Annotated in this window: 17 protein-coding genes; 9 read left to right on the forward strand and 8 right to left on the reverse strand. The window is 61.4% G+C overall.

All coding sequences use genetic code 11. The annotated features are described in order from the left end of the window. Positions 1–25: 25 nt before the first annotated feature. Positions 26–1,117, reverse strand: coding sequence for a recombinase RecA (gene recA, locus I3J13_RS09855; protein WP_059760399.1), 1,092 nt, complete (start codon positions 1,115–1,117; stop codon positions 26–28). Positions 1,118–1,363: 246 nt separating this feature from the next. On the opposite strand from recA, the gene I3J13_RS09860 reads away from it, so the two are divergent. Next, the gene (locus I3J13_RS09860) at positions 1,364–2,305 is read left to right on the forward strand and encodes a carbohydrate kinase family protein (RefSeq protein WP_196378692.1); all 942 of its coding nucleotides are present in this window, start codon (positions 1,364–1,366) and stop codon (positions 2,303–2,305) included. Between the two features lie 29 nt (positions 2,306–2,334). Further along, on the forward strand, positions 2,335–3,258 hold the full coding sequence (locus I3J13_RS09865) for a pseudouridine-5'-phosphate glycosidase (protein WP_003525163.1): 924 nt from the start codon (positions 2,335–2,337) through the stop codon (positions 3,256–3,258). A 286-nt stretch (positions 3,259–3,544) separates the two neighbouring features. Here I3J13_RS09865 and I3J13_RS09870 read toward each other — a convergent pair whose 3' ends face one another. Further along, a complete protein-coding gene (locus tag I3J13_RS09870; protein ID WP_196378693.1) occupies positions 3,545–5,809 on the reverse strand; it encodes an OmpA family protein in 2,265 nt (754 codons plus the stop codon). On the opposite strand from I3J13_RS09870, the gene I3J13_RS09875 reads away from it, so the two are divergent. From I3J13_RS09875 to I3J13_RS09900, 6 genes are all read left to right on the forward strand, one after another. Then, on the forward strand, positions 5,793–6,032 hold the full coding sequence (locus I3J13_RS09875; RefSeq protein ID WP_196378694.1) for a hypothetical protein: 240 nt from the start codon (positions 5,793–5,795) through the stop codon (positions 6,030–6,032). The two genes, I3J13_RS09870 and I3J13_RS09875, sit on opposite strands and share 17 nt — an antisense overlap. A gap of 113 nt (positions 6,033–6,145) precedes the next feature. After that, positions 6,146–6,919: an ABC transporter substrate-binding protein gene (locus I3J13_RS09880; protein ID WP_003525132.1), complete on the forward strand. Its 774-nt coding sequence runs from the start codon at positions 6,146–6,148 to the stop codon at positions 6,917–6,919. 112 nt (positions 6,920–7,031) lie between these two features. After that, positions 7,032–7,835, forward strand: coding sequence for an ABC transporter permease (locus I3J13_RS09885; protein WP_059760406.1), 804 nt, complete (start codon positions 7,032–7,034; stop codon positions 7,833–7,835). Continuing rightward, positions 7,832–8,662 carry an ABC transporter permease gene (locus I3J13_RS09890; protein ID WP_196378695.1) on the forward strand — a complete coding sequence of 277 codons (831 nt, stop codon included), beginning with the start codon at positions 7,832–7,834 and terminating at the stop codon, positions 8,660–8,662. The genes I3J13_RS09885 and I3J13_RS09890 overlap by 4 nt, the downstream gene beginning before the upstream one ends. A gap of 168 nt (positions 8,663–8,830) precedes the next feature. Further along, entirely contained in the window at positions 8,831–9,097 is a 267-nt protein-coding gene (locus I3J13_RS09895; protein ID WP_003522173.1) for an usg protein, read from the forward strand. A gap of 84 nt (positions 9,098–9,181) precedes the next feature. Beyond that, entirely contained in the window at positions 9,182–10,006 is an 825-nt protein-coding gene (locus I3J13_RS09900; RefSeq protein ID WP_065655920.1) for a class I SAM-dependent methyltransferase, read from the forward strand. A 258-nt stretch (positions 10,007–10,264) separates the two neighbouring features. On the opposite strand, the gene I3J13_RS09905 is transcribed toward I3J13_RS09900, so the two are convergent. The 4 genes from I3J13_RS09905 to I3J13_RS09920 form a co-directional block, all read right to left on the reverse strand. After that, a complete protein-coding gene (locus I3J13_RS09905) occupies positions 10,265–11,230 on the reverse strand; it encodes an aliphatic sulfonate ABC transporter substrate-binding protein (protein ID WP_196378696.1) in 966 nt (321 codons plus the stop codon). 285 nt (positions 11,231–11,515) lie between these two features. Then, positions 11,516–12,004, reverse strand: coding sequence for an Lrp/AsnC family transcriptional regulator (locus tag I3J13_RS09910; protein ID WP_003507846.1), 489 nt, complete (start codon positions 12,002–12,004; stop codon positions 11,516–11,518). Between the two features lie 70 nt (positions 12,005–12,074). Beyond that, positions 12,075–12,719, reverse strand: a complete 645-nt coding sequence (locus tag I3J13_RS09915) for a uracil-DNA glycosylase family protein (protein WP_196378697.1) — start codon at positions 12,717–12,719, stop codon at positions 12,075–12,077. Continuing rightward, complete coding sequence (locus tag I3J13_RS09920; RefSeq protein ID WP_196378698.1) at positions 12,712–13,305, reverse strand: thermonuclease family protein; 594 nt, start codon at positions 13,303–13,305, stop codon at positions 12,712–12,714. Before I3J13_RS09920 ends, I3J13_RS09915 begins: the two co-directional genes overlap by 8 nt. 108 nt (positions 13,306–13,413) lie before the next feature. On the opposite strand from I3J13_RS09920, the gene pdhS2 reads away from it, so the two are divergent. Continuing rightward, complete coding sequence (gene pdhS2 / locus I3J13_RS09925) at positions 13,414–14,949, forward strand: two-component system sensor histidine kinase PdhS2 (RefSeq protein ID WP_035262217.1); 1,536 nt, start codon at positions 13,414–13,416, stop codon at positions 14,947–14,949. Between the two features lie 61 nt (positions 14,950–15,010). Here the strand turns inward: pdhS2 and I3J13_RS09930 are convergent, their stop codons facing one another. Both I3J13_RS09930 and cobT read right to left on the reverse strand, forming a co-directional pair. Continuing rightward, on the reverse strand, positions 15,011–15,415 hold the full coding sequence (locus tag I3J13_RS09930; protein ID WP_196378699.1) for a diacylglycerol kinase: 405 nt from the start codon (positions 15,413–15,415) through the stop codon (positions 15,011–15,013). A gap of 8 nt (positions 15,416–15,423) precedes the next feature. After that, entirely contained in the window at positions 15,424–16,458 is a 1,035-nt protein-coding gene (gene cobT, locus I3J13_RS09935) for a nicotinate-nucleotide--dimethylbenzimidazole phosphoribosyltransferase (protein ID WP_003522166.1), read from the reverse strand. Positions 16,459–16,600 lie beyond the last annotated feature (142 nt).

Here is a 16,600-nt window from a genome sequence, read left to right on the forward strand (position 1 = left end):
AATGCCCGAGCCTTCACGGAAGGTGTCAGCCTTCGTCGGAGCCGTCGTCGCCTTCGCCGGCGTCCGGCCCGCCATTCTGCAGGAAGCGGTCGGCGATCAGGCCCGCATTCTGGCGCAGCGCCAGTTCGATTTCATTGGCCGTTTCCGGATTGTCGCGCAGGAATATCTTGGCGTTTTCACGCCCCTGCCCCAGACGCTGGCTGTTATAGGAGAACCATGCACCGGACTTCTCGACGATACCGGCCTTCACGCCGAGATCGACAAGCTCACCGGTCTTGGAAACGCCTTCGCCATACATGATGTCGAATTCCACCTGCTTGAAGGGCGGCGCCATCTTGTTCTTGACGACCTTGACACGCGTCTGGTTGCCGACAACCTCTTCGCGCTCCTTGACGGCGCCGATACGGCGGATGTCGAGACGAACGGACGCATAGAACTTCAGCGCGTTACCGCCCGTCGTCGTTTCCGGCGAACCGAACATGACGCCGATCTTCATGCGGATCTGGTTGATGAAGATCACCATGCACTTGGACTTGGAGATCGACGCGGTCAGCTTGCGCAACGCCTGGCTCATCAAACGCGCTTGAAGACCCGGCAGGCTGTCGCCCATTTCACCTTCGATTTCCGCCCGCGGCGTCAACGCCGCAACGGAGTCGACGACCAGCACGTCAACCGCGCCGGAACGCACCAGCGTATCGGTGATTTCCAGCGCCTGTTCGCCCGTGTCGGGCTGCGAGATCAAAAGGCCCTGCAAATCCACACCGAGCTTGCGGGCATAGACCGGATCGAGCGCATGTTCAGCATCCACGAAGGCGCAGATGCCGCCCTTCTTCTGGGCTTCGGCAATGGTCTGCAATGCCAGCGTCGTCTTGCCCGAGCTTTCCGGACCATAAATTTCAATGATGCGCCCCTTCGGCAGACCGCCGATGCCGAGCGCGATATCCAGGCTGAGCGAACCCGTCGAAACGGTCTCCACTTCAACCACGTTTTCATTGGAACCGAGCTTCATGATCGATCCCTTGCCGAACGACCGTTCGATCTGGGAGAGCGCCGCTTCCAGTGCCTTGCTTTTATCCACCGATTTATCCTCTACGAGACGCAAAGAATTTTGTGCCATCCGAACCACCTTTAGGTTATTGAAGCCGCACAGGCAATGAAGCAGTATGGAAACGGTATGTACTCTATTTGTTCTCATTTCGCAAGACTGAGCCAGCATATTGAAAACAAATAGCGATAAGTCGTTTGTTCTGCTTTCGTTTTTCCGTGCCCGGCCCATGGCCGCAAACCGGATGCGAGGTCAGGAAGACGTCAGTTTAGGCCGAATCGTCCGGTCTTTCCATCCGCCAAAGAGGGAAACGCAAGCGTGAAGAAAATACTCGTTCTGGGCGGCGCGCATATCGACAGGCGCGGCATGATCGAGACTGAGACGGCGCCCGGCGCGAGCAACCCCGGCTCCTGGATGGAAGAGGCCGGCGGCGGCGGTTTCAACGCCGCGCGCAATCTTTCCCGCCTCGGTTTTCAGGTCCGCATCATCGCCCCGCGCGGCGGCGACGTGACCGGCGAGGCGGTGGCGGAGGCCGCACGGCAGGCGGGCGTGGAAGACACACCCTTCACCTTCCTGGACCGCCGCACCCCAAGCTACACCGCCATTCTGGAGCGTGACGGCAATCTCGTCATCGCGCTTGCCGATATGGACCTCTATAAGCTCTTCACCCCGCGCCGCCTCAAGATACGCGCCGTGCGCGAGGCGATCACGGCGAGCGATATCCTGCTCTGCGACGCCAATCTGCCGGAAGACACGCTGACCGCACTCGGCCTCGTCGCCCGCGCCTGCGAGAAACCGCTGGCGGCCATCGCCATATCCCCCGCCAAGGCGGTGAAGCTTAAAGCGGCGCTCGGCGATATCGACATCCTCTTCATGAACGAGGCGGAAGCCCGCGCGCTGACCGGCGAGACGACGGCCAATGTTCGCGACTGGCCCGACATCCTGCGCAAGGCCGGGCTTGCCGGCGGCGTCGTTACCCGCGGCGCAAGCGAGGTGGTGGCCTTCAGCAGGACGGAAACGGCGATCCTCCACCCGCCCCTCATCCGCGAGGTGAAGGACGTGACCGGCGCGGGCGACGCCATGGCGTCGGGTTATCTCGCCGCCATCGCCGAGGGAAAGACGATTGCGGAAGCGTTGAGGCAAGGCGCGGCGGCGGCAGCCATCACCGTGCAATCGCCCTTCGCCACCTCCCAGGACCTATCAAAAGACAGTGTCGAAGCGATGTTGGGGCTTGTTCCCCAGGCTGAAATGCTGGCATGAACCCGCTTTTAAAAACTGGAACAGATGAAATGACCCGCCCTATCTCCCCGCTCCTGCCCATCGTCTATTCTCAGGAAGTCGCCGCCGCCAAGCAGCGCGGTGCGCCTATCGTGGCACTTGAATCGACCATCATCACCCACGGCATGCCCTATCCCGGCAATATCGAGATGGCGGAAAGCGTCGAACAGATCATCCGCGATCAGGGTGCGGTTCCGGCCACCATCGCAGTCATTCACGGCACCCTGCATATCGGCCTTGAGAAAGACCAGCTCGAAGCGCTTGCCCAGACCACTGACGCCATGAAGGTCTCGCGCGCCGATATCGCCTTTGCGATCGCCGAGCGCCGCACCGGCGCCACCACGGTGGCCGCCACCATGATCGCCGCCGCCCGCGCCGGCATCCGCGTTTTCGCCACCGGCGGCATCGGCGGCGTGCACAAGGGCGCGGAAGAGACCTTCGACATCTCCGCCGATCTGACCGAGCTTGCGAAGACCGGTGTGATCGTCGTCTGCGCCGGCGCCAAGGCCATTCTCGATATTCCGAAGACGCTCGAGGTTCTCGAAACCAATGGCGTGCCGGTCGTCACTTTCGGCTCGGAAGAATTCCCGGCTTTCTGGTCGCGCTCCTCCGGCCTGCCGAGCCCGCTCTCGCTCAACAGCCCGGCGGCAATCGCCAATTTCCAGACAACCCGCGAACAGCTGGGTATCGAGGGCGGTATGCTGGTGGCCAATCCCGTGCCGGAAGAGGACGAAATTCCGCGCGAGGAGATGGAAATCTACATCAACCGCGCCATCTCCCACGCCGAACGCGACGATATCACCGGCAAGGAAGTCACCCCCTACCTGCTCGGCGACATCTTCCGCCTGACGGATGGCCGCAGCCTGGAAACCAATATCGCGCTGGTGCGCAACAATGCGCAGCTGGCTGCGGAAATCGCGGTGGCGCTGAACTAACCGCCGGGTTTGGGATCATCCTCAAGTTTGCGGGTGACGGCAGGGTTCGAAAACCTCTCCTCCGTCATGCCGGACTAGATCCGGCATCCAGCCACGGCGTGTCTGCGCCGTGAAAGAGTCTTTCGTGATCAAGGACTTGATCACGCTGGACCCCGGATCTGGTCCGGGGTGGCAGATTGCGGATGATCAAGCTTTGCCAAACGCCTCGGCGCTGGGGACATCGTAAGCAACAAAAAGGCCCGGAGAGCCTGCGCTTTCCGGGCCTTTGTTTTTCATCAGAACCTAGTCACTTCTGGGCGACCGGCTTCACCAGCGGCGTCACGCGGCGGATGGTGACGCGGCGGTTCTGCTGTTCCGGGCCGAGCGTCTGGACCTTCAGATAACGCTCGCCATAACCTTGCGTCGCGAGGTTTTCCGGCGGAATGCCGTAAACATCGGTCAAGACGTTGGCGACGGAAGCGGCGCGCTCGTCGGAAAGAACGAGGTTGCTTTCATCCGAGCCGACGGCGTCGGTATGGCCTTCGATCAGGAAGGTTTCACCCGGGTTCTTGTCCAGCGCCTTGTTGATTGCATCCGCCACCTTGCGCAGCGAGCGCGCCTGCGCCATCGGAATTTCCGCGCTGCCGGTGGCGAAGGTAATCGTATCGAGGTCGATACGGCGCACCTTGTCGCGGATACGGGCCGAATAACGCACTTCATCCAGCGAATAAACACGCTCCACCGGCTCGACCGGCGGCTGTTCCAGGAAGCGGTAATAATCGCGGTCCGGATCGCTCGAGGTGTCGATGATGTAGTCCGTCACGGGAATGCGCAGGCGCATCGGCGGCAGGTCGAGGCCCGGATCGCGATAGACGTAATCGCGGTCGGGATCTTCCATCAGCTCCGGCGCATAGAACAGCACATATTCGCGGCCGCGATCGTCGATGCGCGAGCGCTGGATCACGTCGCCATAACGGTTGCGGATGGTCACCACCTGCGTTCCGTCACGGCGCTCCACGGTTTCGCGGACACGGCCGCCGGGCAGACGCTCGTAATAGGGCTCGCCGCCATCGCGGATGAAGCGCTGGTTGTCGTCGCCGCGCACCACGACGCGGTCGCCGAATTGCAGGATGATCGGCGCATCGCGGTCACGGTCACGCGGACGGCCTTCGCGCGGCTGCCATTCGCGCACGCCTTCCGGCCGCTCATATTGCGGGCGACGGTCGACACGCTCGCCCTGCTGCGAGGTAATAGCTTCCATCTTGACGGGCGGCGGCGGGGCCTTGCCTTCGGCGGCGCCGGCGCGCTGCGCTTCGGCGTCCGAGGTCGGAACCTTCACGTCACCCGCCTGTTCGCGTTCGCGACGGCGCTCTTCGCGGGTCTGGCGGTTGCCGGAACGTTCCACCTCCTTGTCGCTGTCGAGAACGGCGGCGCCCTTGTCGACCGGCAGAATGACGGTATCGGCGGTCTTGGACGGGTCCTTGGCGATGGCCTTGGCCTTGTCCAGCTCTTCCTTCGTCATCGGCGGCGCTTCCGTCTGCGGAACAGCAACCTGATTGGGAACGGGTTCGCCGGCCGGCGCCTGTCCCGTTGTCGTACCGCTCGGCGGCGGCGTCGGCGCGCCTGGCAGCGGGGCTGCGGGTTCGGTTCTGCCCTGACCCTCTACCGGCGGCTGTTCCGAAGGCTGACGGCCCGGTGCGGGGTTTGGCTGGGCTTCAGGTGCCGGCGGACGCGCGGGCGTCGGCGCTTCGGTCGGAACCGGTGCTTCCTTCGCAGCGGGCTCGGGGGCGGCCGGCTTTTTCTCCGGAACGGCTTTTTCGGCCGGTTCGGCTTTCTGTTCCGGGGCCTTTTCCTCTACCGGTGGCTTTTTGGCGGGTGCCGGTTCGCGGGGCTTGGCCGGCTCGCCGGCATTTTCAGGGCGTGCTGCGGGCTCCTGTTCGGCAGCGGGTTCCTTCGCGCGCTCCTTGCGGGGACGCTCGGGACGCTGCTCGCCCTCACCTGCGGGCTGCTCGGCCCGTTCCGGCTTGCGCGGACGTTCCTTCGGCTGCTCTTCGGCAGGTGCGGCTTCGGGCGCGGCCTCGCGCTGGCGTGCGGGGCGCTGTTCGCCCTCGCCCTGCGGCTCCTGTGCGCGTTCGGGTTTGCGGGGACGCTCCTGCGGCTGCTCGGCCGGCGCAGGCTCCGGGCGAGCCTCACGCTGCTGCGGTTCCCGCTGGGGTTCGGGCTGCGGTTCCCGCTGCGGCTCAGGGCGCGGTTCGGCAGGCGCGGCTTCGCGCTTGGGCTCCGGTTCACGCTGCGGCTCCGGCGCACGCTCCTGTCGTTGCGGCTCGGCCTGCGGCTGCGCCTCTTCGGCCTGCTTGCGACGCTTGCGCAGTTCCTCTTCCGGGTTCGGCTCTTCCGGCTGTGCCTGCGCCAAAATCACCCGGCCGGTCGCAGCATCGCCGGGAAGCGCCTGCGACACGGGCGTCTGCGCCCGCGCAGCACCGGCAAAACCGGCCGCGGCCGGCTCCACAGCAATCGCCAGCGACATGAGGGGGAAAACCACCCCCGTCAGCAATGTGTTCTTCTTCAGCATCGGTGTTTCCTCATCTGCCATTATTGGTCGCCAGTCTTGCGACATCGTGATTCCGGCTGCGCGTGCAGGCGCTGGTCAACGCCTCGCACAGGCTTCGGTTCCCATGATGGACAAAGCCTTCTGTACCGGAAATGAACAGATCAAGGCGTTTTCGTGGAAGCTCTGCGGCACAATCGCGGTCACTAATATTGCAGTTGCATTTTTTGACCAACCGGATGAATAATCGCATCCGCGCTGAAGGCTACAGGCGGTATCATCCGCTGCGCCCTGCGCCCATGGCGTCCGCACTGAAAACAACAACAGACCGCGGATGAACGACCAAAAGAGAGGATCGAAATGCCTATTTCCACCCGTCTGCTCGCAGCCGTATCGATTGCCGCCATCTCGCTGTTTTCCGGCGCAGCCCTCGCGCAGGACAAGATCGTCATCGGCACCGAAGGCGCCTATCCGCCCTTCAACAATCTCGAAGCCGACGGCACGCTGACCGGCTTCGACATCGACATCGCCAAGGCGCTGTGCGAACAAATGAAGGCCGAGTGCACCTTCGTTACCAATGACTGGGACGGCATCATTCCCGCCCTTCAGGCCAAGAAGTTTGACGCCATCATCGCGTCCATGTCGATCACGCCCGAGCGTCTCGAGAAGGTCGACTTCTCCAAGAAATATTACAACACCCCGCCGGCCATCGCCGTGCCGAAGGATTCGCCGATCAAGTCCGTCGACGATCTGAAGGGCAAGTCGCTCGGCGCGCAGGGTTCCACCACCCATTCCAACTATGCCGAAAAGCATTTCCCGGATGCCGACGTGAAGATGTATCCGACCGCCGACGAATATAAGCTCGACATCGCCAATGGCCGTATCGACGCCGTCATCGACGATATCGTCGTTCTGTCGGAATGGCTGAAGACGGATGCTGGCGCCTGCTGCAAGATCCTGACGCCGCTTCCGGTCGATGTCGAGATCAACGGCAATGGCGCGGGCGTCGCCGTCCGCAAGGGTGACACGGCGCTTGCCGACAAGTTCACCGCCGCCATCGCCGGCATTCGCGCCAGCGGCAAGTATCAGGAGATCAACAAAAAATACTTCGATTTCGACGTTTACGGCGAGTAAGCCCGTTCGATCTGTTGAAATCTCGTGGCGGAAGGCTTGCCCTTCCGCCATTTTTGTTTGAAAACGTCACGATAACAATCACGGCGGCTTAAGACCGCAGGGGAAAATTGGCATGAGCGGAGCATTTTCCGCCATAGGTGCGTTCTGGACCTATGTCTCGACACTTCTCGATCCCTTTTGCGGGCCGGTCGGTCTCTTCTCGCTTTTCGGAAACGGCACCCTGGTCGCCTGCGGCGATGCGGGCTGGGGCGATGAAATCGCCTTCGGCGTCAAGGTCACCATCTCGCTGGCGCTTGCCACCCTGCCCGTCGGGCTGCTGATCGGTTTCCTCATCGCGCTCGCCGCACAATCGGAAGAAAAATCGCTGCGGCTGGCCACCGGCATCTACACCACCATCTTCCGCGGCCTGCCGGAACTGCTGACGCTCTTCATCGTCTATTACGGCATTCAGATGCTGCTGCAATCGGTGGCCGGTTATGTCGGCATCACCGGTCCGGTCGAGATCAACGCATTCGTGGCGGGCATGGTGGCGCTGTCCGTGGTGTTTTCGTCCTATGCGTCCGAAGTGCTGCTCTCCGCCTTCAAGGCCATACCGAAGGGGCAATATGAGGCCGGCGCGGCACTGGGGCTTTCGCGGGGCCGCACCATGGTGCTCATCATCATTCCGCAGCTGGTCAGGATCGCCCTTCCCGGCATGACCAATCTCTGGGTCATCCTGCTCAAAGACACGTCCTACGTCTCGATCATCGGCCTTGCCGATATCGTTCGCCAGACCGGCATCGCCGCCCGCGTCAGCAAGGAAGCCTTCTTCTTCTACAGCATCGCCTGCCTGCTCTACCTCATCCTCGCGCTGCTTTCGTCCATCGGCATCGGCTTCATCGATCGCTGGTCGCGCAAATCGGAGGTGAGCCGATGAGCCATATTCAGGAACTCATTCCACCCCGCCCCGCCCCGGCCGTTGCGGACAAGCCGCTCAATATTTCGCGCATCGTCGGCATCGCCGTCATCACGCTCTGGCTGCTGCTCGCCGCTGCGCTGATCTTCGCCATGATCGAAGGCTGGGACTGGGACAAATTCCAGCGTTACGGGCCGCGCTATATCGACGGTCTCATCACCACCATCACCCTCGTCGGCAGTTCGATCATTCTCGGCGCCATTCTTTCCGTGCCGATCGCCTTCGGCCGCATGTCGGAAAACCGCATCGTCGGCGCGCTGGCCTATGCCTATGTCTACGTCTTCCGCAGCACGCCGCTTCTGGCGCAGCTTTTCCTGATCTATTACGGCCTCGGCAGTTTCCGCCAGGGGCTGGAAACCGTCGGCCTGTGGTGGTTCTTCCGCGAGGCCTGGTATTGCGGCCTGTTGTCGCTCACCCTCAACACTGCCGCCTATCAGGCCGAAATCCTGCGCGGCGCGATCCGCAGCGTGCCGCGCGGCCAGCATGAGGGCGCCGCCTCGCTCGGCCTGTCGAAACTCGTCACCTTCCGCAAGATCATCCTGCCCCAGGCGCTCATCGTGGCGCTGCGTCCCTATGGCAACGAAATCATCCTGATGATCAAGGGTTCGGCGGTGGTCTCCATCGTCACGGTCTTCGACCTGATGGGCCAGACCCGCTACGCCTTTTCCCGCACCTTCGACTATCAGGCCTATCTCTGGGCCGCGATCTTCTACCTGACGATCGTCGAAACGCTGCGGCATGTCTGGGCATGGCTGGAAGCCCGCCTGACCCACCATCTCAAGCGCTAGTCGCAACGTTGGCAGCACTCATCAATGAAGGCTGCCAACATTTTGAAAAATATAAATATTTTGTGACAACCCATGTCTTTGGCAAGCTTGGATTAACCATGACGTGTTCCCATATTCGATACAGCGGTAACGCTGTGATCGGCAATCATGGAAACGGGAACCGCCGTCATGAACAAGGACATGGAAATGATGCTGAGAGGCTACGGCCTCACCACCGCCCAGATATTTTATCGCCTGCCGGATCATCCGCTGGTTCTCCAGACCTATGTCTGGCAGGACTATGATCTTGCCCCGGATTTCCCTGAGATGCATGGCTTCCTCAAATTCTGGAAGGAAAAGCTCGACGGACCGCTGCATTCCGTCCGCTACGTGCACCGGCAGGTAATCTCGGCGCAGGAATGGCGCGCGCTCAAGGGGGAGTTCATCATCCACTGAGCCATCGCGCCACATAAACATTGCGCCCGTCCCCGATGCGGCTTACAGCAAACCTCAACTGAAGATGCTGACGGATAAGGCACGATGACCAAGAACCAGAAAATCGACGAAGAGGCGCTTGCCGAGGCCTATAACCGCGCGCTCGCGCTTGAAAAAGCCGGCGATGTGGACGCGGCGGTGAAGGCCTATGAAGAGGTTCTGGCCATCGATCCGGACGATCACGGCGGAGCGGCCGTTCGCATCGCCGCCATGGGCCGGGGCGAAACCCCGCCGAAGGCGCCCGACGCCTATGTCGAAACCCTGTTCGACCAGCATGCCGAAGCTTTCGAGGATATTCTTGTCGAACAGCTCGGTTACGCCGTACCGATGATGGTGCGCCAGCGGTTGCAGACGCTGAACCTCGGCCCCTTCAAGCGCCTGCTCGATCTCGGCTGCGGCACCGGCCTCACCGGCGAGGCGCTGCGCGACATGGCCGACGATATTACCGGCATCGACATTTCCGAAAACATGGTCGAAATCGCCCATGAGAAGGACCTCTACGAGACGCTCTACGTCGCCGAAGCCGAGGATTTTCTCGAGGATAATGACGACGAGCCTTTCGACATCATCACCGCCACCGATGTGCTGCCCTATCTCGGCGCGCTGGAGCCGCTGTTTTTCGGCGCCGCCGAAAACCTCAATGCCGGCGGCCTGCTGATCTTCTCGTCGGAAACCCTGCCCGAAGAAACCCTGGCCGGACGTCCCTATATGGTCGGCCCGCATCAGCGTTTCGCCCATGCGGAAACCTATGTCCGCGAAAGACTGGCCGCGACCGGTTTCGAGGTTCTCGAGGTGACCGACATCAACGTGCGCATGCAGGACGGCAATCCGACGCCCGGCCATCTGGTGATTGCCAAGCTCAAGGGCTGATGCCGCTTCGGCATTGTCGCAGACGTTGCCGCAGATTTCTTCTCCCCGCCGGGGAGAAGGTGGCCCAAAGGGTCGGATGAGGGGGCAAGCTCTCGGTCTATCTCTACCGTAGCCCCCTCATCCCGCTGCCGCGGACTTCTCCCCGGCGGGGAAAAGAAACAAGCGGGACATGCTCGCCCTACGTTTAAGGAACATTGCTGAATCAACCTCTCAGCAACACCCGCCAGCGGGTTGAAGAGACTCACCTTTCCGGCCCGCTCAGCTCGCCTTCGGCCGCCAGACGATATCCGCCACGTTGAGTTTCTTCGGCACGATCTTCAGATCGTAGAACTCATCCGCAAGCGCCTGCTGATAGGCGATGGCCTCATCCGGAACCAGCGAAACCCGCCCGAGATCGGCGCCCGGCCGCGTCAGCGAGACCTTGGTGACATCCTCGGGAACGCCGGTGATCGACGCCAGCGACTTTGCCGTTGCATCGATATTGGCCTGCGCCTTCGCACCCACATTCGCCAGTTCCTTGAGGATCAGCGGTACTAGATCGGGATTGGTCTCCACGAAATCGCCATTGGCAAGGAAATAGCTCCACGGATCGACGATGCCTTCGGTGGTCGAGAGAACCCGCGTCGTCGGCTCTTTTTCCGCCACGGCGAAATAAGGATCCCAGATCGACCAGGCATCGATGCTGCCGCTGCGGAAGGCGGCGGCCGCATCCGGCGGGGCAAGATCGACCGGCGTAATGTCGTTCAAGGTCAAACCAGCCTTTCGCAACGCCTTGACGGTGACATTATGGGCGCTGGAGCCGCGCTTGAAGGCGACCTTCCTGCCTTTCAGGTCTTCCAGCGTCTTCAGCGGCGAATCCTTCTGCACAAGGATGGCCGATCCGCCGGCCGCCGCTTTGTAAGTGCCCACATAACGCAGATTGCCACCCGCAGCCTGCGCGAAAAGCGGTGGCACATCGCCGGTCGGGCCGATATCCAGCGCACCAGCACCCAGCGCTTCGAGAAGCGGCGGCCCGGAGGAGAATTCCGACCATTTGACCTCGATGCCGCGATCCTTCAGCAACGCTTCGAGCGCGCCCTGGCTTTTCGCGAGCGCTATCACGCCATTCTTCTGCCAGCCAATCCGCAATGTGGCGGTTGCGGCACTTGCCCGCCGGATATGCGGCAGAAACACCGCCCCGGTCGCACCTGCAATCAGTCCCAATGTTCCGCGTCGTGTAAGCATATGGATATCCCTCGCTATTCCATCCTTCGACAGCAAAAGCGTAGATATTCGAGAGATTTTATCAAAATCGCAGTTTGCGCAGAGACAGCGCCGGGAGAATTGAATGTGCGAATTTGCCACGATGGGCGGAATAGAATTGTCGTGCCCAGGCGGCGGCTACCGGATGGACCTTCCGGCTGGGTCAGCCCTTGGCCGGCCAGATCGACGGGAAAAACAGCCCGCAAATAAAAATGCCCTCCCCGGCAACCGGAAAGGGCATTGGTCGAAAAACTGACCGGCGGCGGATCACTCCTCGCCGGATTTCGGATTGTCCAGCAGCATGTAGTCGAGCGGCAGCTCGGTCGTATATTTGATCTGCTCCATCGCGAAGGCGGAGGACACGTCGCGAATTTCGATCTTGGCGATCATGCGCTTGTAGAAGGCGTCATAGGCCGCAATATCGGGCACGACGACGCGCAGCAGATAATCGACATCGCCGCTCATGCGGTAAAATTCGACGACTTCCGGAAACTCGGAAACCACCTCGGAGAAACGCTTCAGCCATTCGATGGAATGGGAGGCGGTGCGGATGGAGACGAAAACCGTGACCTTGGTGTTGACCTTGACCGGATCGAGCAGCGCCACGCGCCGGCGAATAACGCCGTCTTCCTCCATCTTCTGGATACGCCGCCAACAGGGCGTCGTGGAAAGGCCGACCTTTTTCGCCAGATCGGCAACGGCCAGCGTGGAATCCTCTTGCAGAATGCGCAAAATCTTACGGTCTAGGCGATCCAATGCGTCTATCCTCCTGAATTAATTTCCTTTCAATACACTAATTTTTGCAGAAAAACAGAAAATTGTTTCACTAAAGTCGCATTTCCACATGTTGTCGCAGAACCGGCAGCAGTTCCTCCGCGAACCATGGGTTCTTTTTCAGCCAGCCGGTATTGCGCCAGCTTGGATGCGGCAGGGGAAAAATGCCGGGGCCGGAATTGGCATGGAGAAAGCCGCGCCAGTCCTGCACCGTTTCCGTCATCGTCTTGCGCCGCCTTTCACCCAGGTGAAAAGCCTGTGCATATTGGCCGATGGCGAGGATCAGCTCCACCTGCGGCATCGCCATTATTACCCGCTCACGCCATTGCGGCGCGCATTCGCGCCGAGGCGGCAGGTCGCTGCCCTTGTCGTCATAACCGGGAAAACAGAAACCCATGGGCACGATGGCGAAACGATCCGGATCGTAGAATGTTTGTCGGTCGACGTTCAGCCATTGCCGCAGCCGGTCGCCCGAGGCATCGTTGAACGGCAGCCCCGTTTCATGCACGCGAAGCCCCGGGGCCTGCCCGGCAATCAGGATGCGCGCCTTGGTCGACATGACGACCACCGGCCGGGGTTCGTGCGGCAGGCGATCGGCCATTCCCCTGAGCGGCTTGTCGCGACAGAGACGACAGCCGGCGATTTCGCCGCGCAACCCGTCCAGCCCGTCATCATGCACCGGCGCTAACTCAACCATGATCCCACCCCAGAAGATGACGGACAATGGTGAGGAAACCCGCAGCCGGCGTTTCCAGATCCGCGGCACGGTGTTCCCGCCGCCATTGCGACGGTTTCTCGAATTCTCCCGCCCAGATGCCCAGTGCCTGCCTGCGCGCCGCCGCCTGCTCGCTGGAGAACTGGAAATAACCGGATGCGACGGCAAAACCCGCCGACACCATTTCCGATGAGACATCCCTGCCGCCGGCGGAACAATAAACCAGCAGCCGCCCGTAACGGTCTCTGGAACTGCCGGAACAGGAGAACTCCTCAGCCCCGGCCAGCCTTTGCAGAACACGACGCGCTTCCTCGCCGCACGGCCAGCTTTCGCTGCCGCGCAGACATGTCTGCGCAAGCTCCGGCGCATCGATGCCAAGCAGCCGGAAACGTTCCTCACCCTTCGACAGCGTATCGCCATCGATCACGAAGAAGCGGCCGCTATAGGTTTCGCTGTTGATCTGGTCGAGCTTGGCCGCGATCAGAATACCGAGAAAAACCGTGGCGAGAAAAAGCCCGCCATCGCGAAATGCCGAAAACCGCCTGCCCTTGCCTCCATTTCGTCTCATGTAACAACAAACCCTTGTCAGAAATGGCAAACAAATCCTTTCACGGCAGCATCTTCTTAAGATTTTGCGCGTAGTCTGCAAGGGTTCATGTCACCCTGCGTTGTAACAATGAGTAAAAGCGTCAGCACGTCCACCGACAAGATCATCGTCGACCGGTCGAAAAAGCACCGCAACAAGGCGGTCTTCGACACGGTGAAGACGACGCGTGAACGCCTGCAGCAGGGGGCCGGCGCAAGCGACGCCTATGAACGCGAAATGCTGACCATGCACATTGCCGAAACCCTGCAGGGCGCGATGATCATGCCGCTTTTCATCCTGCTCGCCTCCATCATCGGCCTTTATATCACCCGCGACATCAGCCTGATCATCTGGTCGCTGATTGCGCTGAGCTTCCACGCCTTTTCCCTGCTCTTGGCCAAGCGGGCGGCAAAACAGGAAATCACGGCCGACAATCTTCAGCACTGGAAAAGTCTCTTCCTCGGCATGCAGATCCTCATCGGCTGCGCCTGGGCAATGTTTGCGCTGGCCGAACCGGTGCGCAACGACCCGACGCTCGTGCTTTTCTTCAAGGGCTCGACGCTGCTGATCGCGCTTTCGCTCACCGCCATGGCCAATTTCATGCTGCGGCGCGCGACCTTCATGACCTTTTTGCCGGTGCTGGCGGCTCTCTGCATGACCTCGGCCATTTCGCGCAATCCTTTCGATGTCGGTCTCGCGCTGATGTTCGGCATGGCCATCCTCTTCTGTCATCGCATCACCAGCCGCCTTTACCAGACCAGCATCAAGCTCCTCTCCTCGCAGACGGAAAAGGACGACCTGATCGCCGAACTCGAAGTCGCGAACTCGGTTTCGGACGAGGCGCGGCGCCGCGCGGAAGAAGCCAATCTGGCGAAATCACGCTTTCTCGCCTCCATGTCGCACGAGCTCAGAACGCCACTCAACGCCATTCTCGGTTTCTCCGAGGTCATGTCATCAGAGGTGCTCGGCCCGCTCAACAATCCGCTCTACAAGGAATATTCCGGCGATATCCATCGCTCCGGCCAGCATCTGCTTGATCTCATCAACGAAATCCTCGACCTGTCGCGCATCGAGGCCGGCCGCTACGACCTGAACGAAGAAGCGATCTCGATGCTGGAAATCGCCGAGGACTGCATCGGCATGATCCAGCTTCGCGCCCGCGCCAAGAACATCAAAATCTCCCAGCAGTTCGAAAACAGCCTGCCGCAGGTCTGGGCCGATGAGAAATCCATCCGCCAGGTCATCCTCAACCTGCTGTCCAACGCCGTGAAATTCACGCCGCAGGGCGGCGAAATCCTCGTGAAAGCCGGCTGGACGGCAGGCGGCGGCCAATATGTCTCGATCAGGGATAACGGTCCCGGCATTCCGGAAGATGAAATTCCCGTGGTGCTGTCCGCCTTCGGTCAGGGATCGATCGCGATCAAGAGCGCCGAACAGGGAACCGGCCTTGGCCTGCCCATCGTTCAGGCCATTCTCGCCAAGCATGACGGCCAGTTTATCCTGAAATCGAAATTGCGCGAGGGCACCGAAGGCATCGCCATCCTGCCAGCCAAACGCGTGCTGCAAAGCCTGCCGGCCGTGGAAGAAACCCACGCCATCCAGCCGCGCCGCCGGTCCTTCGCTTAGGGCATTTCCAGGAAAAGTGGCCCCCGGTTTTCCGTCCGGAAATGCCTTGAGGCTAACAACTTCAGAAGAACAGCGTCGTTACCAGCGAATACAGCACGAAAAATCCGTTCGCCATCAACAGGCAGAAGACGGCGAAAGAGCCGAGGTCCTTGGCGTGCCGCCCGACCGAGGAGATTTCCGGTGAAATGCGATCCACCAACTCTTCGATGGCGGTATTGAGCGCTTCCACCGAAAACAGCAACAGCATCAGCACCGTAAAGACGAGAAGATGGGCAAAGGGTGCGCTGACGAGCAGAAGCAGGGCAAGCCCGACGCCGAAGGCGAGAACCTCATGCCGGAACGCCGCTTCCTGCCACAGCCGTCCAAGCCCCTGCACGGAATAGCGCGCGGCGGCAAAAAGATGCCGCCAGCCTGTTTCCTTGCGGAAGGCGGGTTCCGGTTGCTTCTTTTGCGGCGTCACGTCCATCTTCGGCCTCAATGGTCGGTGCGGGAGCTGATGCGGGTGTCCACACCCGCCGCTTCGAATGTCGCCATGCCGGAATGGCAGGCAGCGGCGGCCTTGACGATGCCGGCGGCAAGCGCTGCCCCCGTGCCTTCGCCGAGACGCATGCCAAGCGCCAGAAGCGGCGTCTTGCCGAGCTTTTCGATGGCGGCCAGATGGCCCGGCTCACCCGAGACATGGCCGATCAGGCAATGGTCGAGCGCCGCAGGATTGGCAGCCTTGAGGAGAGCGGCGGCAGCCGTCGCCACATAACCGTCGATCAGCACGGGAATGCGCTGCACACGGGCGGCAAGGATGGCGCCGGCAATCGCTGCGATTTCGCGTCCGCCGAGACGGCGCATGATCTCCAGCGGATCGGACAGATGATCCTTGTGGAACTCCACCGCAGCCTTCACCGCCGCGATCTTGCGGGCCATGACCTCCCCTTCCGAGCCGGTGCCCGGACCGGTCCATTCTTCCGCCGTGCCGCCATAAAGCGCGAGATTGATCGCCGCCGCGATCGTGGTGTTGCCGATGCCCATTTCGCCGACGCAGAGAAGATCGGTGCCGCCGGCAATCGCCTCCATGCCGAAGGCCATGGTGGCGGCGCAGTCGCGCTCAGAAAGCGCCGGCTCGCAGGTGATGTCGCCGGTCGGGTAATCGAGCGCCAGATCGAAGATCTTCAGGCCAAGATCGTTTGCAACGCAGATCTGGTTGATCGCCGCACCGCCTGCCGCGAAATTTTCCACCATCTGCTGGGTCACGGATGTCGGATAGGGCGTAACGCCGTGCCGGGTGACGCCATGATTGCCGGCGAAGATCGCCACCAGCGGGCGGGTGACGGCCGGAGAACGGCCGGACCAGGCAGCCAGCCACATGGCGATTTCTTCGAGACGTCCGAGCGAACCGGCGGGCTTGGTCAGCTGCGCATTGCGCTCCTTGGCGGCCACAAGCGCGTGCGTATCCGGGCCGGGAAGCTCGCGCAGCAGCGCGCGGAAATCGTCGAAGGGCAATCCGCTCATGCTCATGATATCTGTCTCTCTCGTCGTCGGGTTGGCTGTCGCATCGGCTCATGCGTCCGGAACTTGTGTTTTCCGGCAAATCGGTCTTTGTTGCGCCTCTCATAATCGCGGATGCGCCGCGGAACAACCGGAAATGCAGCGACTGCAA

This window comes from Agrobacterium leguminum (assembly GCF_015704895.1).
GTDB classification, from domain to species: domain Bacteria; phylum Pseudomonadota; class Alphaproteobacteria; order Rhizobiales; family Rhizobiaceae; genus Agrobacterium; species Agrobacterium leguminum.